Origin of the sequence: Aquamicrobium soli (assembly GCF_042646345.1) — a bacterium.
In the GTDB taxonomy this organism is placed as follows: domain Bacteria; phylum Pseudomonadota; class Alphaproteobacteria; order Rhizobiales; family Rhizobiaceae; genus Mesorhizobium; species Mesorhizobium soli_A.
In genome coordinates, this window is sequence record NZ_JBHRTK010000022.1 from 72,972 (window position 1) to 91,238 (window position 18,267).

The following is an 18,267-nucleotide window of genomic DNA, read 5'->3' on the forward strand; positions in this document are numbered from 1 at the left end:
AGCCCCCCGCCAATGGTCGTTACTTGGCGCTCGCAACAGGGGCGACGAGCGGCGTGATGCGGCGTACCGCTACGCGCCTGTTCTCGCGGCTGGCGCCCTCTGTGTTCACCTTCAGGTAGCGTTCGCCATAGCCCTGGGTGGTGAGGTTTTCCGCAGGGATGTCGAAGACGCTCGTCAGCGCCTCGGCCACCGACTGCGCGCGCTCGTCGGAGAGAACCAGGTTCGACTCGTCCGAGCCGACCGCATCGGTGTGGCCTTCGATCAGGAAGGTTTCGGCCGGGTTCTGCTTCAGGATGCGGTTGATCGCATCGCCGAGCGCCTCGAGGTGGTTCACCTGGTCCTCGCCGATCTCCGCCGAGCCGGTATCGAAGGTGATCGTGTCGAGGTCGATACGGCGCACCTTGTCGCGGATACGGGCGGAATGGACCACCTCGTCGACCGAGTAGATGCGTTCCACCGGCTCGACCGGCGGCGCGTCGAGATAGGTGTAGTAGTCGTCCGGCTCCGCATACTGGGCGTCGAGGATGTACTCGTCGGCCGGTATGTCGAGCCGCAGCGGCGGCAGGTCGGCGCCCGCGTCGTAATAGCCGCGCCGGATGTGGCTGTAGTCGGATTCCGGCACGTAGTAGAGGATGACCTCGCGGTTGTCCGGCAGGATGCGCGAACGCCGCACGATGTCGCCATACGAATTGCGGACGGTGACGATCCGCACGCCGTCGTCCTTGACGATGGTGTAGCGGGTGAAGTTGTCCGGCAGTTCCTCGACATAGGAATCGCGGGCGTTGCGTTCCAGCCGCACGTTGGAACCGCGGTTGTCGACATAGATGTTGTCGCCGTATTTGACGATGTAGCGGTTGTTGATCTCGTTGACCACCTGGCCGCCGTTGCTGTCGTTGTTTCCTTCACGCCACTTGCGCTGGTCCCTTATCCACTGTTCGCGGTCGAGCCGCTTGCCCTGGACCGCCTCTACCGACTCGATCTTGCCGATCTTGCCGATGTCGGTCTGGGCGGCGGAATCCGACTGCGGCACGGCTTCGGCCTTGCCTCCAGCCTGTGGCTGTTCGGCCTGCTGCTGTTCCGTCTGCGGCTGTTCCGTCTGCTGCTGGCCTGCCTGGTTCGCTTCCCCGGCGGGCTGGCCGTTCTTGGCGCTATCGGGCAGGGGAGCTTCGTTTTCTGGCCGCTTGCCCTTCCTGGCGCGGGGCTTCGGCATGGCTTGTTCCCTGGTGTCGGCCGGAAGCTGCGGCTCCGCGCCCTGGCCCGCTCCACCTTCGGCCTGCGTGCCGTTGCTCGGGGCTTCGCCTGCCTGCCCTGCCGGCTGCCCGTTCTTGGGTTGCTCGGCCTGCTGCCCGGTCGGCTGGCCTTCCTCTGCGGGCTTCTGCGCCTTGCCGGCCCCTTCCGTTTCGGCCGGTGCTGCCTCGCCGCCTTCCTTCTTCTTCAGATAGTCGCGCAGCTTTTCCTTCTTCGACTTGGGCTCGCCGGCCTGGTCGGACGGCTGCTCGTTCTGAGAAGGCGGCTGCGTTGCCTCGGCCGGCTTCTGCTCGGGTCTGGGCGCTTCCTCCCCGCTCGGCGCGGCTTGTTGTCCCTCGGCCGGAGCTTCCTTGCCCTGCTTCTTCTTCAGGTAGTTGCGCAGCTTTTCCTGCTTCGAACCCGACTCCGCCTTGCCGGCGGAAGGTTGTTCGGACTCAGCACCTGGGCTCGCCTGCTCGGCCGGAGCCGGCTCGGTCGCTTCCTTCTGCTTCTTGCGGCGCGGCTTCTGTTCCTGCTGGTCGGCAGGTGCCGCATTCTGCTCGGGCTGCGCCTCGGGCGAAGTCTGCTGTTCCGGAGCCGGCTCGGCGGCTTCCTTCTTCTTCTTGCGGCGCGGCTTCTGCTCCTCGGCCGGAGCCGCGTTCTGCTCAGGCTGCGCCTCGGGCGCCATCTGCTGTTCGGGCGCGGGCTCTGCCTGGCGCTGCTTCTTGCGGCGCGGTTTCTGCTCCTCCGCGGGGGCGGCGTTCTGCTCGGGCTGTGCCTCCGGCGCCATCTGCTGCTCGGGGGCGGGTTCCGCCTGGCGCTGCTTCTTGCGGCGCGGCCTCTGCTCTTCGGCGGGTGCGGCTTCCTCAGCCGGGGCTGCGTTCTGCTCCTGCTCGGCCGGAGCCGCCCTTTCGCGACGCTTTTTCTGCTTGGGGGTGCAATCCTCGCCGGCGTCAGGCTGGCAATCCGCCTGCGCCAGGATCAGCGGCAGCGTCGGCGTGCCTTTCGCCATGCCATAGTCCGCGCCGCCTTGTAGTGGAAAAGCGCCGAGCGGCGCGGATGCCATCAACAGCCCAAGGGCGGTACCTGCCAGAATCAATGGTTGGCGTTTCATACTGGATTCTCCATTTCCGGGTCCCACCGTCCCCGCAACCGGCGGAGACGCGATTGGTTCCAATCTTCGGGCAAGTAGTGCGCCGTCGCGGCGATTGGCCGGCAAATACAAGGCGGAATCATGGTTGCGGCATCAAGCTATGTATCAGGGCAGTGGATTTCCTTGACCTTGCCTCGTTGTGGGCGCACATCGCGGCGATGCAGGAACCTTTCTGGAAAACCAAGACATTGGAGGCGATGAGCCCGGCCGAGTGGGAATCGCTGTGCGACGGCTGCGGTAAGTGCTGCCTTTCCAAGCTCGAGGACGAAGACAGCGGCGAGATTTACTGGACCAGCGTCGGCTGCCGGCTGTTCGACGGCCAGAGCTGCCGCTGTTCCGACTACGCCAACCGGCTTTCGCGGGTCGCCGATTGTGTCGGGCTGACACCGGCCAATGTGCGGACCATTTCCTGGCTGCCGTCCACCTGCGCCTACCGGCTGGTGGCGGAGGGGCGCGACCTCTACTGGTGGCACCACCTTGTTTCCGGAAGTACGGAGACCGTGCACGAGGCCGGCATATCGATACGCGGCCGCGTGACCGCCAACGAGGCGGACCTTGCGGAGCCCGAGGATTTCTTCGGGCACATTTTGGACGAAGAGCCCTGATTCACTGCGCGGAAAGCCAGTCCGCCGATGAATGACGGATGAACGTCCGGTTGGCGGCCGGTTCAGGTGCGCGCGGATATGGTTCGGACATAGCGTCGGCAACCGGCCGGCGACCCGAGCAGGAAGCAGGAGACAGGAAATGCTGAATACGATCAGGACATTGGCGTTGTCGGCGCTGGTTGGTTTCGGCGCGCTGGCGGCAGTGCCGGCGGCGGCGCAGGCCGATGGCCTCTACCTCAATTTCGGTGGCCAGAACGACACGCGCTTCGGCGTCTATGCCGGCGACCGCTACCAGGGCGAGCGTTACGTGCACCGCGATCGCGACTGGAACCGGGATCGGAACTGGCGGCACCAGCGGCGCGACTTCTGCTCGCCCGGACGCGCGCTGGACAAGGCCGAGCGCATGGGCCTTCGCCGCGCCCGCATCGTGCGGGCCGACCGCCGCGCCGTCCGCGTCGCCGGCTTCAAGTACGGCACCCGGGTGGCCGTGACCTTCGCCAACGACCGCGGCTGCCCGATCCTCTATCGGTAAAGGCGAAGCCGCGGGGGCGCTCAGCCCCGCAATGGCTCAACGAAGAACCCCGGAGAGACGCCTCTCCGGGGTTCTTTATTGTCGGGTTGCCTGGTGCGACCGGCTACGCGGAGCGCGGGTGGCTCATTTGAGCTCGAACGTGACGTTGACCTGCACGTTGTAGGTGTTTTCCCCGTTCTCGATCGGCACGGCGCGGGCGGCGTCGAACGCCTTGGCGCTGACCGGCATGGGGCGAGGGGAGAACGTCTGGTCGGTGATTTCCAGGACGCGGCCGACGGAGGCGCCCGCGGCTTCGGCAAGGGTCTTGGCCTTGGCGATGGCATCGGCGACGGCCTTCTTGCGGGCTTCCGTCAGCGCGGCGGACGGGTTCTCGTTGGTGAAGGAGATGCCTCCACCCTGGTTGACGCCGAGCGTCACCGCCTTGTCGAGGATGTCGCCCGTCTTGTCGACGTCGCGCACCCGCACGGAAAGCGTGTTGGTGACCTGGTAGGCGACGAGTTCCGCTTCCTGGCTGCCGTCCGGCTTGTTGGTGTAGTTGTAGCGCGGGTTGATCTGGACGCCGGCGGTCTGGAGGTCGCGCTCGGCGATGCCGGCCGCCTTCATGGCGGCGATCACGGCGGCCATGGCGTCGTTGTTGGCGTCGAGCGCCGCGCGCGCCGTCTTGGCCTCTCGCATGACGGAGAGCGACAGGAGCGCGATATCGGGCTTGAGCGCCGATTCGCCTTCGCCCGACACGACGATGCGCGGCGTCTTTGCCGGGTCGGCCGCCGAAGCCATGGCCGGGAAAGCCAGCGACGCAGCGAGCGCCAGCGGCAGGGAGTAATTGTTCATGCAAATCTCTCCAGTTCAGCAGTCGTCCCGAGTCGCGGTTAGGTTTCGAATGTGGAGCGATTTGGGCGGCTGGGGAAGCTTTTGTCTTAAAGCCTTGTGCGGTGAAGGGAAAAACACTATCCAGCCGCCGTGGGGCCTGTAGCTCAATGGTTAGAGCCGGCGGCTCATAACCGCTTGGTTGGGGGTTCGAGTCCCTCCGGGCCCACCAGTCTCTTCCTAAGGGATTGATAAGTCTAAAAGATAAGTAAATTCAACTGCGTAAAAGATTGACTTGCTACACAGCGGCGCTACACAATAGCGGGGTGAAGCAGGTGGAAAAAGTTACGGGTTTGATCCGGCGCGGGAGCACGTACAGCCTTCGGCGGCGCGTGCCCGCTGATTTGGTCGAGTCGCTGGGCAGGCGTGAAGTATGGGTATCGCTTGGCACGGCAAATTATAAAGTGGCGGCGAAGGCGGCCCGATTCGCGTCCGTCCGTCTCGATCTTGAATGGGAACGCGTACGGGAGGCTCTGAAAGAGGGGAAGCCCGTACCAGTAAATGGCACAGTCACCGAGCCGGATATTCGCCGCGCTGTCGTCGGCAAATTCTGGACCGAAGTGCAAACTGCGCAACCCGTTGCACTGGATAGGGACGGCGCGCTTCGCGACGGTATAGCGGCAGAAATCGGTGATTACGGCAGTCGGGAGGACCCCTCCGCAGAAGCCTCTCTTCTCTCGCAGGCGCGGACGATAATCGAAGAGCGCAAGCTTCCTATCCCGCTTCCAGCCAAAACCGAAATCGGGAAACAAGCGATGCCTTTCTCTGCATCGCCAGTACTTTTGCGTCTGCTAGAATTGCTGCGTCGCGCCGACATTGAGCATTTGAAACGGGCGCTCGATCGGATGGACGGGCAGCATGGCGACATGGCCCATGATCCGCTTTTCTCAGGCGTCAATTCGGTATCGCCCCGCCCGGCCACGTCCGAAGGCATCACACTCGGGGATGCTATCACGCATATGGAAACGGACCCGACGCGGGCGCACCTTGGCGATACGGCGGACGCAAAATATGTGATGACATTCCGGGCCATGAAGGAAGTCCTCGGCCCCGATAGGGCGCTGGCATCGATCACCCGTGCTGATTGTGCGTCCGTGCAGGAATTGCTTGCTAGTATCCCTGCGAACGTTTCGAAGCTCAAAGCCTATGCGAAGTGTAAAACGCTGCGCGACATTGCGGCGTTGGCGGCCACGCGCAGCGACAGAAAAATGGCTGTCGGCACCGTGCGGGTCTACACGCATACGCTGTCCAGCTTTTTCAATTGGGCCATTAACAAGGGCCTGTTGGCAGTCAACCCTGCCGTGCGGATGGCCCCGGCGAAAGGTGCGGCCGAAGTGTCGCGGCGGCCCTTCACGGTCAAGGAAATGAACACGGTCGTGGCTGGGTTGGGCGAGTGGTCCGACAGCGGGGCGCTATCCGGCCGGTGGTGGGTGCCGCTCATAGCGATCTTCTCCGGCATGCGGTTGGGCGAAATTGTCAGCCTCACCGTTGATGATGTTGGGGTACGCGATGGCGTTGAATGCTTCATTCTTCGGAAGACAGGCGATAAGAGCCTAAAAACACAAGGCAGCGAGCGCTTTGTCCCTATCCACCCCGAACTTGTTCGGCTGGGGATTTTGCAACGGGTTGCAATGGTGCGGGAGAGAAGCGGGTCACGTCTCTTCCCCGACCTACCGGGCGACAATCAGGCGGAGCTATCCGACCTATTCCAGAAGCGGTTTGCCTATTGGCAAAAGAAAGTGCTGGGCATCGATCAGCCGGGCGTGTCGTTTCATAGCTTTCGGCACGGTTTCCGCGATGCTCTGCGCGAGGCCGGCGTGCCCATTGATGCCACTCGGGCTCTAGGTGGCTGGGCAAGGTCTGGCGGTGTTGAAGAGCGCTACGGACAGGGGACGCGGCCGGCAACGCTGGCACGATGGATGGCCGAAGTGAAATATGACGGGCTGGTGTTGCCGGAACAGTGAAACCGGTTGCACCGTTATTTCCATCCGCTTCTCGAACTCCTGATCAGATGCTTCGTGGCGTCATTAGGAGCGCCGACAGGTAAGGTTGGACGGAAGATGACAGGCTTGTCCGGCATTGGGCAAGTTCTAACAGTTCTAAATTTTATCCTTAATGTTTTTGGTCGTGGATAATTGCGCGGGCTGCAGAAAATGCTCACGGGCGCGCACTCGACCCGAGCGCCGGCCGAAATCGAAGCCGACAGCTTAACCGAGAGTATAATCGTTGACATCGACGTTGAGGTTGGCCAAACCTCGTCTTGATGTCGTACGCGCGGCATTGGGGCGTGGAAACCCCGAATGGTTCGGCCGGTATCGCCGCAAGATACCAACTCCTTGACCCTATGGTCGGGGAGCCTGCGGCGTATACAACAGGTTCTCCGAACTAAAGGTCGTAGGGACCGTAACCATTCGGTTTTCCAACTCCCCGATCACCAGAGAGCAAGGGCTATTTCGCGGGGGCGCACCGCGATAAATGCCCGGCAGCATCGTTATTTCTGGATTTCGAGATGGGTCGACGCCTCTTTTCCGTTCTTTCTGGTGCCTTGCTTCTGAGTGGATGCCAGTCAACGGCTCCGATTACATCCACGCTGTCACAGCACCCGGTCACGCCGGCCGAGGTCGATGCTGTGGTCTACGGCATCCAGACCAACTTCAGGGACCCCAATTCGGCACAGATTATGAAGACCTCACGTACCGGCCTGATTGAAGCCTATGGCCAACAGTACAAGGTGGTCTGCATCCTCGCCAACGCCAAGAACTCCATGGGCGGATATACCGGCCTTCACGTCACCGCCATCTACATGACCATGGACAGCAAGTTCCGTTCCATGGGCACCACGGAATACTCGACCACCGTTTGTCCGCTGCTGTTCTGAGACAGTTCCAACGAACCGCTTCAGTCTCTGACTCGGTTATTGGAGTTGCCGGAATGAGACGCAAAGAGAGTCGTCCAGCTAGAAGGTTGCTCCTCAATACCCGAATCAGTGCTTAACCCCCATCCGGGCGCGCAGTGTCGCCATGATATAATCTTCGCGCGGCTCAACGAAATCGATAGCGTCACTATTTTTCGAGTGAAGGCCGATTGTCATCCAATTCTCCCCGCCTACTAGGACGCGGGTGATCCAGCCTTCAGCCGCAGGCGATCGGCCTCCGGCAACGCAGTCACGTGCGTCCATGGTGATCATCGATGCCGACGTGGCTGCGCCCAGTCGCACCCCAGGCCGGCAATACCACGCCAAGGCGCAACGAAGTGTCCTGTCCGCATTCATCCCGGCACTTCCCTACGGCAGTCGCGCCATCGCCGGCATCAGCCGAAATCCGAAATCCCCATAGCCATCGCTCGTGGCCCGCGGATTCCTTCCTCGGGGACTTTCGTACGCCTGCCGGCGACTCTTCACGGTGCGGACTGGCTGCTTCTGGCCGTAAATGGACCAAAGCAGACTGTCGCCCGTCGTTACTGCCCACGGTCGACTGGCTCGGTTTCGCGGTTTATCATCTCGCCAGGTGCTTGCGGAGCCGACGACTCTCGCCGGTAACCAATGTGCCGACGCTTGCGCTACAAACCGAGCATGCTGTGAACTTTCGAAAGGAAATCGACATCACTCTTGTTGAGGCCCTTTTCCTTCGTCCCCTCATGAGCCCAGTTATTGCGCAGCGTATTGAAGAGCGAAATCCACTTTATCTTGTCGGTCTTGCTGCCGAACCCGTGGCCGACATCAATTGAAAAATGCTGCTCGAACGACTGGGCGTTCGATTTTCCTTCAGGCTTTTTCGCCCAGTACTTTTCGATGATCGCTTTGTAATCCTTGATGAAGAACTGGTCGGTCCAGGGTATTTCGTGCCGCCCCAGCCCCTCCTTATAGTTCTTTTCCATTTGCTCCTTCGCACGCGTTTCGCAGTCGCGCTGGATCGATCCGATCTCGATATCCCAGTTTTCACCGAACAGGGCCTTCAACTGATCGATGATGAAATGCTTCATGTGGCGCTCGATCTGCGTGCCCAGTTCCCGACCCTCGGTCTGCAGTGCCTTGTCCTGCCGCTCCCTCCAATCCTGCAGTTCGGGTGGATTGTAGTCGGCGAATTTGGCGTGGATATAGCCCTGAAAAATCCGCAGCCACGTGGTTTCCGCGCCGCTGCCGAGCTTGCCCGTCAACGCTTCGGCATCCTCCGGCGAGATCGTCTGCAACGCCTTGAACAGGACGAGCAGATATTTATCGAGCGCCGCAATACGCTCTTCGGTGGTCGATTTGATGGAGACAACACCATGGGTTGTCTCAAACGCATGCAGATCACCGATTAAAGAAACGAATGCGAAGCTGCCGCGGTTTGAGAGGATGTAGGTTTGGAATGCGTCCTGATCCGACTTCAAGACCTCCTCGCTCAGTTCGTAGCAGGCGTTGATGAGACCGACCGCGCGATCGCGCGCCTTCATCATCTCCGCATTATGGTCGACGTTGGCCGTTTCGTAGAGCGACGTTGCCGTGGTCCCGTCGACGAATTTATTGCCTCTCCCTTCCGGGAGCAATTTACACCGGAGCAGCGCGTCGGCGAACGGCTTGGCCTGGAGCGCAGCCTTGTCCTCGCCAAGCGATATCTTGTTGTAGAGCGGACCGGACGCATCGCCGCCCAATGCACGGATCACTGACGAGCGCAGCGCCTTCAATCGCGAGTCCAGACGACTGGCGTTCCAGTAGAGGTCCTCTTCAAGTGTGATCCGCAACGTCGGGCTCACCGCTTTCTGATTCTCGTTGATCTGCATGAAGAGTTCGAGCTGATCGCCCGGATCGAGGTTCTTGAAAGCGACAACCGGGATGGTGTTACTCGCCTTGAACTTCGAATTTGCGTAGCCGTAGATGCGGTGCTGGCCGTCGATGATATAGGCGATGGCAAACGCGTTCGGGATCTTCAGCACGCCCGTGCGCGACGCCGAATCCTTCGATCGCGCCTGCCCCTGAAACTCGAGCTTTGCTTCGCGTTCGTTGAAATTCAGGATCGCCGAATTGGGGAAATATCCGCCACCATCGATGAATTTGGTGATGCCCTTCAGTCGCGACGGTAAAAGCAACCGCTGATAGGTCGGCATCTCCGCTTCGTTCGCCCGGGTACGGTGCAGCACAAATCCGATCTTGAGCAGCGTCTGCGGCTCGAGCGAGAACATATAGTAGGTCTTGTCCCCCATCGTGCCTTCGATGGCGGGAACCTCAATCTTGTCTTTGTTGATCGACAACCCCTTCATGAGCAGCCCCATGAATTGATAATGGGCAGCGTCGCGGTACGCCTTCAGCAGGCTGTCGACGTATTCGAATGTGTTATCGTTGTAATAGAACCCTCCGGCCTCGTTCAGCCTGATCACATCGGCGGAATCGCGCGCCAGGCGCAGGTTGCGGGTCGCGAAGACATATTTGATCCGGCGGCCGGGGCCGAATGTCTGATCGATCGATTTGCGAAAGCCGTCCAGCCGCAGGCGCAGCGCGTCAAACTCCGTCTTGTAGGACGGCGCCTTCGCCGCCGCTTCGCTGGACTTGCATTCGACCAACAACACCGTGTCATTATCGATCGCGACGATGTCGATCTGCTTCTTCTCCGCCGCGCTCGGACCGAACGGCAAGCAGAACGTTTCGTCGACATTGAGCTGTCGGTAGCCAAGGCGGTAGAGCTGACACCAGATATCGTCCTCGAACTGCACGTTGTGGCTTTTCGCCTTGCGCAGCCGGGTCTTGGTCTTGAGCGGCGTGCCGAACTCTTCCCAGCCTTCCTCCAGCAGCCCTTCGACCAGACTATGGTCGACGTTGCGGGTGTGAAACTTGGCGGATTTCGCAGCAAAGATTTTGCCCAGCTGCGACTTGTCCGAGCTCATTTTGCTGCGAAGCGAAACAGCTTCAGCGGGATCAATAAACGGCACAGTCCCCCCAGATTTCTGTACGGCATCTGAAACTAGAAAACGAACAGCGCCTCGGTGGTGCCGCGCCGCGAATTGGCCGAGCCCGCGATGACCGACGGACGTGAGACGACCTGCGGCGAGCCGAGGTCAACGTAGAGCGCATGGATGCTGGCGTGGTCGGCATTGGTCAGCACGACCTTGGCTCCGCGCCGCTTTGCCCCCCTGACCGCATTCATTAGACGCTTCTGATCATCCCAAGTGAAGATCTTCTGGTTGTATTTGACGAAGCCATTGCAATTGTGCGCAGTGGTGTAGGGCGGATCGAGGAACAGCAGATCGCCTTCCCGGGCCTCGTCCACGATGGGCTCGAAGTCACTCGTGCGCAGGTCGGCGCGCGCCAGCAATTCGCTCGCCTTCTCAAAATCATCGTCGACCAGCGTCACCTGCGTCTTCGTACCCAGCGGCACATTGAACTGCCCCTTGAGGTTCTCGCGGTAGAGACCGTTGAAGCAGGTGCGGTTGAGGTAGAGAAACTGAGCCGCTTGACGATGGGGCTCGGCATACTGGCGCGCCCGCTCGTCGTAGTAGAAGTCTTTCGAGTGCTTCTGATCATATTCCGCCAGAAGCGCTTGTACTGGCTGCCATTCATCCCGGATCGAGCGGTAGGTGGCGATCAGGCGCTCGTTGACGTCAGAGAGGATCGCCTGCGCCGGTCCAAGGTGAAAGAACACTGCCCCGCCACCCAGAAATGGCTCGATGTAGCGCCCGGCGAAGCTAGGCAAACCGAAGCTCGGGTCGTTGAGCAGCCAGCGTTTGCCCCCGGCCCATTTTATGAAAGGCTTCAAATCGACCTACCCTCCGATCCGACCGCAAGCCACCTGATTAGCGGGACGACTGCGATCGCTGCAACTAGCTAAATGGAAAACAATGATCAAATAGGCGATTGCTTTCGTTATTAAGGTGCGCAGCCATTTGTAAAAAAGGCGTCTACGAAGCCGAAACGCCCGCCAAAACTGCCGAATCCGCCCACGACCCCTGATCATGGCGGCGCCGTCGATTTCACTTGCTAGCCTGAGAATTTCCGACGATCGGTTCGGCCGCGTCGGACGGCCCGGCCGCACCGGTCGGCTGGGGTGCTGGCAATGCGGGCGCCGACGTATTGGTGGGGAGCGCGGGTGATGCAGCGTCGGCCGGCAGAATAGCTGCCGGTGGCGCGACGATGGGCGGTAGCGTCTTGTCCACGACCGCCTGCGGCTGGATCCCGAACCCGAGAAAGCCAGCGACCAGCAACAGCGAGCCTGCCAAGATCGCGTAAAACAGGTCCATCTTGGTCGCTGACCGGATCATCTTCTTCTTAGTGAGCCACAGTTTGAACGGGCTGTGCTCCTTGATCTCGGAGCCGAGGTCGACCTTGTAGCCGAGATCCTTGAGTGCCGTTTCCGCCTCTATGCCAGCATAGACCGAGCCATCGAGCAGTCGGTGATACCAGAGCCGGTCCATGAAGTAGAAGGCGGCGAGCGGGAAGATCGCCGACACCACCACCAGCCCGGCGATCGACACCTCCAGCCCGAAGAGTTTGACGACGCCGCCATCCTTTATCGCGTAGCCGCCAAGGCCGAGGAACGCGCCTGTGACGATCAGCGCGAAATTGCGGACGCGCAGTTCAAGGTCGTTGAAGTGCTGCTGCACGTCGACGATCTTCTTCCAAATTTCGATCTGTCCCGCCCCGAGTGGCGGCGCTGAGGGCGGCGTCGGCAGCACCGCTAGCGCGGGCGGAGATGTCGGCGCGGAATCGGGGTCAGCCATCAGGACATCTCGAACAGCGGTAGGATCTGGGCGAAATTCTCGGTCAGCACATGGCTCGGTATGACGCTGCCGGGCTTGAGCGCGGTGCGCTCTCGCTCCACCATCTCGGGCGTCCAGTGCGTGACTTTACGCAACAGTTCATATTCGGGCTTGTGCTGGCTAGACCCGTAAGCGGCGTGGACGTCGGTGATGCCGGCCTGCTGCGCCATGAAGACGTCCTTCAGCGGATTGTCGCCGACATAGACCACCTCGTCGATCGAGGCGCCGAGATCCTTGACGATATCGAGCAGGATATCGGGATTCGGCTTCACCTCGCCCTCTGGCGTGTAGTGATGGACGGTGTGCTTGAAAGCGTAGCTGTCGGCATCATAGTGCCGCGTCGCCACCGTCTCCTCCGGAACGCTGTGATCCTCGGGCGAATACAGGACGTCAACCAGGCCATCGAGCCCGAGTTTGCGGAACCGATAGTTGGTGTAGAACGCCTTGGACTCGGTGAAGGCGGCGATCCGAACGCCCTTCTCCTTCAACGCGGCGAGCGTGTCGGCGACGGTCGGATAGAGTGCGAGCACGCGTCGGCGCGTCTCGCGAAAGGCATCAATCGCCGGCGTCATCACGGTCAGAATATCATCGCCGTAGCGCGCGCGGAGCGACGGCAGTTCTTCGAGCAGGTGCGAATATTCACTGGTGCCGTATTTCTGATGGATCACGCTGGCTTCGGCATAGAGCGTCTCGGGATCGACGCCGGAAATATCAAGCACTGTGTCCATCATCGCCGAAAAGGTCTGATACCAAATATCCTGCCAATCGAACAGGGTGTTGTCGACATCGGTAATAAGAACGCGCTTTTGCACCAACTTCGGTCTTTCCTGACTGGCAGGAAAGACGGGTCATCCGTGCTTGTGCTGCCGTCTCGGTCTTACGCGAGAGCGCCGGGTACGACAAACAGAATGTAGGTTGCGACGCCGATATGCTGCCCACCATCTCTCGCCTTCAACCGGGAACGCCGGATATCTCTGCCATCGCGTGTCGCGCAGCGACCATCAGCCGCTGGATCCGCAGCCGATAGGGATTCGAGGCGACCCGCCAGCGTCGTCGCGGCTGTATAGGGGCGCAATGCTGCCAGGTGCTCAAGACTGGACTCCGCTATTGGCGCCCCTGTGCCTTTGACCTGATGGCAAAAACCTTCAGCTGCGTTTCGCGCTTTTACTGAATGGCATGCGGATTAGCTGTCAAAGCCCCAGTGTAAGTCCAGCGTCCGGTAACGACGATCGCTAACTCATGTCCTGCGGCAAACGGCGGCTTTCAGGTAAGCTCGACAACCAGCTGAACGACCGACAACGGGGCGCACAACGGACTTTCGCAATGGAGAGAGTGAAAGACATCGACGGCCCATGTCGAATTTCATCCATCAACTCGCGATCACCATCAGCATAAGTCGAGCTTATCGGCTTTCCCATACGGCCTTGCTCCAATGGGGCAGAAATCGATTGGCTTATGCTGTCCCACACAAATAACTTTTGATTTTTGGAGCGCAGTGTCCCAATATGTCTTAGACATTGAGAGACATAAGGGGCGTCTTCTATGAGCATCACCGGCCAGCTTGTCGGCTACGGTCGTGTTTCGACAACAGACCAGAAGGCGGGGCTTGAGGCACAGTTACGCGACCTTAAGGCGGCGGGTTGCGTCAAGGTGTTCTACGAAGAATTGTCGGCTGTCGCGACGAAGCGGCCGGAACTCCACAGGGTGCTAGACTATGTGCGGGATGGCGACACGCTCATTGTCACCAAGCCGGACCGATTGGCCCGGTCCACTGCGGACCTTCTCGACATCGCGAAGCGCCTTGAAGCCAAGGGCGTGACGCTGCGCATTTTATCGATGAACGTGGACACGGGAACGCCCACCGGCAAGCTGCTGCTGACCATGCTGGGGGCTATCGCCACCTTCGAACGCGAGCTGATGCTGGAAAGGCAACGTGAGGGGATTTCTCGGGCCAAGGCCGAGGGGCGGTATCGTGGCCGAGCACCGACAGCTCAGGCGAAGAGCGAGCAGGTGTTTGATCTGCATCGCGCTGGCGTGGGGCCAGTCGAGATCGCCCGCCGGCTTCAGATTGGCCGTTCGTCGGTTTATCGTGTCCTCAAAGCTGTGAATGAATGACGAAACAGTGCAACCCGTTGCAATATGTTGCACCGACGGAATGACATTCTGGGCACAGTATATGCGTTCACTTACGGACAACTTCGACCGACTCTTTGACAGCCTCCCGAGGATCGTCCCCGCGTACGATACCAACGCATCTATGCCCAGAGCCTTCATCCCGATGCTGCAGTGGCCGTTGTCCCGCCCCTATCTCGGATTTACCCCAGTGGATCGGCGACGTGAGCACCAGATTCAGACGTGGCTGATGCGCGGCGGCTTGATGCCTCGCCCGGCCACATGCTCCATGTGCGGAACATCCAGTGATGTCGCCTATCACGCCGAAGACTACTGCGATGCTTGGCGGATGCTGCAGGTCTGCAAGGGTTGCCACCGCATCCTGCACTCCCGTCACAAGATGCAGTTTGCGTGGCTGGACCTGATCAACCGGCATTCCCGGACCGGCGAAGAGTGGTTCTGCTTCACCCCGCTTGATCCGTTGGCCGATTTCGCCGGCTATTTGAGGCGACGGTTCGGGCCGGATTACACGCTGATGCGACGGTCCATCGAATGCTTGCCGACATGGGTGATTCACCAACTCCCCAAGACGGGTTTGATGCCGCTTGAATTCTAAGTCTCTTGCGATGTGAGATCCTTGATCTGCTGCCTGTGTGTCTCTGGTAGTTCTGCTTCCGGGGTCATTGCCAGTCCTTCGCTGCGCGGTCAGCCGCGCCGACAAGATCGATTTCTTCGTTGGGATCAATCGGGCCAAGCGCCTCCATTACCTCGGCGTAACGCTGCTTCTTGGCGACTTCGGATTCGGGATGGACATAGCCCTTGGCCCGCTCGATGCGCTTGGCCTGTTCCCGAACCGCCTGTGCTTGGTGCAGTTCGGCAGCAGCGGCGGCCAGCGCCTTGGCGTTTTCCTCCCGCATTTCCTCCTTGGCCGCCTCGGTAGCCAGACGATGTGCAAGGGCCTCTTCCGGCACACCCTCGCGGAGAAGCTTGGCGCGAAGCCGGTCCATGGGTTCGGTGAGCCGGGCAGACCAGCTTTCGAACTCACGCCGCTGGAAGGCTGGCACGATCTTCACCCGATGGCGAACGATGAACGAAATCTCGGGGAACTCCGGGGCAGGGGGCCGCTGCATCCAGCCGAAGAGGGTTGACCGGATCATCGGCCATTCGTTCACCAGCCACTCAAAGAACGCATGGCATCCCTCGGCATCGCCGGCCGGCCAACGCTTGAGGATCGCCGAATTGACCATGGCGCGTTCCTTGTCGGTCCAGTCGAACCAACGGGCACCGGGCGTGTTGGCATAGCTGGCCTCGAAGGCATGTCGCATTGTGGTTTCGATTGCACCGGGGTGCACCGTAGTGCGGGGATCGACGCCGCCGCGCCCGCGTCCCTTCGCCGGAGCACGCTGCCGAATGTGATCGGAGAACAGGTCGGATTCGGTGACCGTGGCCGGCTTTCCGACCTCGGTAAGGGGGGGCGGCGCAACCGGGGGAATGGGCTCTTTTACCGGGCGCGTGGGGCGCTGACGCATCCGGATGGGAGCTGGAGAGGAAATCGTTTCGGGAAGCGTGTCGTCGCCAGCGCAAAGCGGTTGGCGACAACCTGCTTGTTCTCGTTTTTGATTTGCTTGTTCTCGTATACCTGCTTGTTCTCGTATGGGTGACATTGACGACACCCACGGGGTGACATGTATATCACCACTTCGAGGGCGTGGAATGATATGTATGTCACCACTTTGAGGGCCATCCTGACCGTTTTCAACCGGAGCAACCCAAAGCGTCGAGATGGGCACGGCCTTCGGCGTCGTCTTGTTCCGCCTCTTCGGCAGGGTTTGCGTGTTCACTCCCGGCCGCCAATCTAGATTTGGTGTGATCTCTACTCCCCTGGAATTGGGCCGCGTGGTGATAAATCCGCGATCTTCGAGGCCGGCGATAAGCCGTTTGATGTGCCGTTGGTCAAAATTCATGCCGGGTGTGAACTGGTCGCCTTCTGCCAGTCTCCGATATGAAAATCCCCAAGATTCGTGTTGGCTGCCTACGGTCTGATCAAGAATAAGCAGCACCAGCGAAACCTCTGTGTGTGAGAGGTATGGTCGCCAATCTCGTGACAATTTGGTGATGTAGATGAGTTGTACCAGCGGGTTGCGTAGGTCGCCCATATCAAGGCCGGAGGAACGACGCTTTGCGGCAATAGACGCGTGACGCTTTATTTCATGAGACATGAGTCAAATCCTTGACCTACTCGGGAGCGGCACAGCTCCGGTCAAGGAAAAAGCGGTGCCGCTCCCAAATCGTCGCCCTTTGCGAAGGGGCAACGTTCGCAATATCCTATTGCATTATCTAGTGGAGTATTCAAGATTGGTAGTAAGGAAATTCTCAGCAATATCAAGAAAACATCATTTCCTTTGTCAACAATATGCTTTCTTATGTTGAAAAGTTGGAGATTAGAATGCTGCGTATCTATGCGATCGCACTCATCTGGATTTGTGGCGGATTTATCTACGTCGGAAACATGGCCCGCTGGGCGCGCGAACGACCCGAAGTGCTGGACGCTGAATTGCGTGACTGTTTTGCCGGAATAGGGCGAGGCGATCCGGCCGCGATGGTCGCCGTGCTGCTTTTCGTGACGATCTGGCCGGCTATTTTTCTGGCGACGACGCTGAAAGCGCGCTGCCATCTGTGATCACGGGCATCACCCGTGACGGCTAGGGGGCGCGTGTCCCCTTTTTCGCATCTGGTTTCACCAAGTAGTCAGCAGAAGCCTTGACAATTCCTCACGGCTGCTACACAAATGCCCCACATTGCAAGTCAAAAAGCATTGTTTTTGCTTGTCTTTTTTGACTTTTCGGGGTTTCCCTCCGGGCCCACCATTTTCCGACAAGTCATGCCTTACGCTCGCAGACCGGCATGCAAGGACTGCGACCACCCCTTGCCTTTACTGGTTCGAGCCGACTACCGCGCCGACGGCTGCGCCGCCGAGGCCGCCGACGAGGGCGCCGCCGGTGCCGGCGATCGCGGCGCCGGCCAGGGCGCCCGAGCCCGCACCGATGGCCGCGCCGGTGGCGGTGCGCATGCTGCGCGTCGAGCCGCAGCCGGCCAGTGAAACTGCCACGAATGACACGATGAGAACGCGATACATGTCTGTCACTCCGAGTGTGTTCCGCTCGGAAAATGGGACTGCAAGGTTAACTTTTCCTTGACGCGGCGGATTCAATTTTGTGGATCGCGACCATCATGAAGACGCGGCATGAAGACGCGGCGAAGGGCACATTGGAATGCCTCGGGAGAAGGGGCGGGAACGCTGCCTTGGTATGGCAAGGGCGCGCGGATGCGTTCAGCGCATAGCGGTGAGGCAGGGGGCGTGGCCGGTCGGGCGAGGCGCGGCCATAACCAAGATACAGTCCGTCTCCTGCTGTTATGGGTTCTTTATCGGCTGGCCATTCGGATTTGGCGCCGGCGCTTCCCTTGTGTCCCTCGGTGAAGGGTCGATGTGATCCGGCTCCGGAGAATCTTCCTCGGGATGGCGCTTGTCATGCGCGCCTTGCTCGTCCCTCAGTCCGCCGCCCTTGCCAGGCGGTTTGTTCATCGCCGCGTCCGGGGAAAAGTCATCGTTGGGATCGGGGCCGGTGCGGACCGGATATTTGCGGGCGCCGGTTTCATAGTCGGATTTCTCGGGCATTGTCGCTGCTCCGCTGCGGTCGGTCTATAGCAATAACCGGAAGGATGCTTTGGTTCCCGAAGACGCCGACCGAGGATAGCGACCGGGCGGCAATGACCCATGCCTGACCAGGGCCGGCAGGGGAAATACTGTTTCGTCCGGTGGCATGGGCCGAAGGGCGGACCTACTCCGGGCGGCGGTAAACCGCCGTCACGATCAGGTACCCGACCAGCATCAGCGCAAGCAAAACATCAAGAGCCATCAATGAAAACGCGCGGGGGCGAAAAAGGTTTCATCCCGATCCGCCATCAGCCCCTGGGCCGTGCAGCGTCCGGGCTGCCATGCCGGTTGGTTTCGTGCCTAGTAGCCACGGCCGAAACGTCCGGCT

Annotated in this window: 16 protein-coding genes and 1 tRNA gene; 8 read left to right on the plus strand and 9 right to left on the minus strand. The window is 60.3% G+C overall.

What is annotated here, in order from left to right; translation table 11 throughout:
• Nucleotides 1–19: 19 nt before the first annotated feature.
• Complete coding sequence (locus ACFOHJ_RS19095) at nucleotides 20–2,239, minus strand: OmpA family protein (RefSeq protein WP_378223474.1); 2,220 nt, start codon at nucleotides 2,237–2,239, stop codon at nucleotides 20–22.
• A gap of 299 nt (nucleotides 2,240–2,538) precedes the next feature.
• On the opposite strand from ACFOHJ_RS19095, the gene ACFOHJ_RS19100 reads away from it, so the two are divergent.
• Together ACFOHJ_RS19100 and ACFOHJ_RS19105 are read left to right on the plus strand one after the other, a co-directional pair.
• Entirely contained in the window at nucleotides 2,539–2,985 is a 447-nt protein-coding gene (locus ACFOHJ_RS19100) for a YcgN family cysteine cluster protein (RefSeq protein WP_378223827.1), read from the plus strand.
• Between the two features lie 139 nt (nucleotides 2,986–3,124).
• Complete coding sequence (locus ACFOHJ_RS19105; RefSeq protein WP_378223477.1) at nucleotides 3,125–3,517, plus strand: hypothetical protein; 393 nt, start codon at nucleotides 3,125–3,127, stop codon at nucleotides 3,515–3,517.
• Between the two features lie 123 nt (nucleotides 3,518–3,640).
• On the opposite strand, the gene ACFOHJ_RS19110 is transcribed toward ACFOHJ_RS19105, so the two are convergent.
• Nucleotides 3,641–4,348, minus strand: coding sequence for an SIMPL domain-containing protein (locus tag ACFOHJ_RS19110; protein WP_378223480.1), 708 nt, complete (start codon nucleotides 4,346–4,348; stop codon nucleotides 3,641–3,643).
• Nucleotides 4,349–4,480: 132 nt separating this feature from the next.
• Between ACFOHJ_RS19110 and ACFOHJ_RS19115 the strand changes: the two genes are divergently transcribed.
• The 3 genes from ACFOHJ_RS19115 (at nucleotide 4,481) to ACFOHJ_RS19125 (ending at nucleotide 7,262) form a co-directional block, all read left to right on the plus strand.
• Nucleotides 4,481–4,556, plus strand: a tRNA-Ile gene (locus ACFOHJ_RS19115).
• A gap of 103 nt (nucleotides 4,557–4,659) precedes the next feature.
• Nucleotides 4,660–6,348 carry a DUF6538 domain-containing protein gene (locus ACFOHJ_RS19120; protein ID WP_378223483.1) on the plus strand — a complete coding sequence of 563 codons (1,689 nt, stop codon included), beginning with the start codon at nucleotides 4,660–4,662 and terminating at the stop codon, nucleotides 6,346–6,348.
• A 545-nt stretch (nucleotides 6,349–6,893) separates the two neighbouring features.
• Complete coding sequence (locus ACFOHJ_RS19125; RefSeq protein ID WP_378223485.1) at nucleotides 6,894–7,262, plus strand: hypothetical protein; 369 nt, start codon at nucleotides 6,894–6,896, stop codon at nucleotides 7,260–7,262.
• Nucleotides 7,263–7,942: 680 nt separating this feature from the next.
• Here ACFOHJ_RS19125 and ACFOHJ_RS19130 read toward each other — a convergent pair.
• The 4 genes from ACFOHJ_RS19130 to ACFOHJ_RS19145 all read right to left on the minus strand — a co-directional run bounded on the left by ACFOHJ_RS19130 (nucleotide 7,943) and on the right by ACFOHJ_RS19145 (nucleotide 12,924).
• Nucleotides 7,943–10,243 carry a DGQHR domain-containing protein gene (locus ACFOHJ_RS19130; protein ID WP_378223488.1) on the minus strand — a complete coding sequence of 767 codons (2,301 nt, stop codon included), beginning with the start codon at nucleotides 10,241–10,243 and terminating at the stop codon, nucleotides 7,943–7,945.
• Between the two features lie 77 nt (nucleotides 10,244–10,320).
• Nucleotides 10,321–11,112, minus strand: a complete 792-nt coding sequence (locus ACFOHJ_RS19135) for a DNA adenine methylase (RefSeq protein ID WP_378223491.1) — start codon at nucleotides 11,110–11,112, stop codon at nucleotides 10,321–10,323.
• A gap of 214 nt (nucleotides 11,113–11,326) precedes the next feature.
• Nucleotides 11,327–12,073 (minus strand): hypothetical protein, encoded by a 747-nt coding sequence (locus tag ACFOHJ_RS19140; RefSeq protein ID WP_378223494.1) that lies wholly within the window; start codon nucleotides 12,071–12,073, stop codon nucleotides 11,327–11,329.
• A complete protein-coding gene (locus ACFOHJ_RS19145; RefSeq protein WP_378223497.1) occupies nucleotides 12,073–12,924 on the minus strand; it encodes an HAD family hydrolase in 852 nt (283 codons plus the stop codon). The genes ACFOHJ_RS19140 and ACFOHJ_RS19145 overlap by 1 nt, the downstream gene beginning before the upstream one ends.
• A 730-nt stretch (nucleotides 12,925–13,654) precedes the next feature.
• Between ACFOHJ_RS19145 and ACFOHJ_RS19150 the strand changes: the two genes are divergently transcribed.
• Both ACFOHJ_RS19150 and ACFOHJ_RS19155 read left to right on the plus strand, forming a co-directional pair.
• Nucleotides 13,655–14,227 carry a recombinase family protein gene (locus ACFOHJ_RS19150; RefSeq protein ID WP_378223500.1) on the plus strand — a complete coding sequence of 191 codons (573 nt, stop codon included), beginning with the start codon at nucleotides 13,655–13,657 and terminating at the stop codon, nucleotides 14,225–14,227.
• A 61-nt stretch (nucleotides 14,228–14,288) separates the two neighbouring features.
• Nucleotides 14,289–14,840, plus strand: a complete 552-nt coding sequence (locus ACFOHJ_RS19155) for a hypothetical protein (RefSeq protein ID WP_378223503.1) — start codon at nucleotides 14,289–14,291, stop codon at nucleotides 14,838–14,840.
• A gap of 64 nt (nucleotides 14,841–14,904) precedes the next feature.
• Here ACFOHJ_RS19155 and ACFOHJ_RS19160 read toward each other — a convergent pair whose 3' ends face one another.
• Complete coding sequence (locus tag ACFOHJ_RS19160; protein WP_378223505.1) at nucleotides 14,905–16,443, minus strand: hypothetical protein; 1,539 nt, start codon at nucleotides 16,441–16,443, stop codon at nucleotides 14,905–14,907.
• Nucleotides 16,444–16,670: 227 nt separating this feature from the next.
• Here ACFOHJ_RS19160 and ACFOHJ_RS19165 point away from each other — a divergent pair, with 227 nt between their 5' ends.
• Nucleotides 16,671–16,904 carry a hypothetical protein gene (locus ACFOHJ_RS19165; RefSeq protein ID WP_378223508.1) on the plus strand — a complete coding sequence of 78 codons (234 nt, stop codon included), beginning with the start codon at nucleotides 16,671–16,673 and terminating at the stop codon, nucleotides 16,902–16,904.
• Between the two features lie 252 nt (nucleotides 16,905–17,156).
• Here ACFOHJ_RS19165 and ACFOHJ_RS19170 read toward each other — a convergent pair whose 3' ends face one another.
• Both ACFOHJ_RS19170 and ACFOHJ_RS19175 read right to left on the minus strand, forming a co-directional pair.
• Nucleotides 17,157–17,360 (minus strand): hypothetical protein, encoded by a 204-nt coding sequence (locus tag ACFOHJ_RS19170; RefSeq protein ID WP_378223510.1) that lies wholly within the window; start codon nucleotides 17,358–17,360, stop codon nucleotides 17,157–17,159.
• Nucleotides 17,361–17,636: 276 nt separating this feature from the next.
• Nucleotides 17,637–17,900 (minus strand): hypothetical protein, encoded by a 264-nt coding sequence (locus ACFOHJ_RS19175; RefSeq protein WP_378223513.1) that lies wholly within the window; start codon nucleotides 17,898–17,900, stop codon nucleotides 17,637–17,639.
• Nucleotides 17,901–18,267 lie beyond the last annotated feature (367 nt).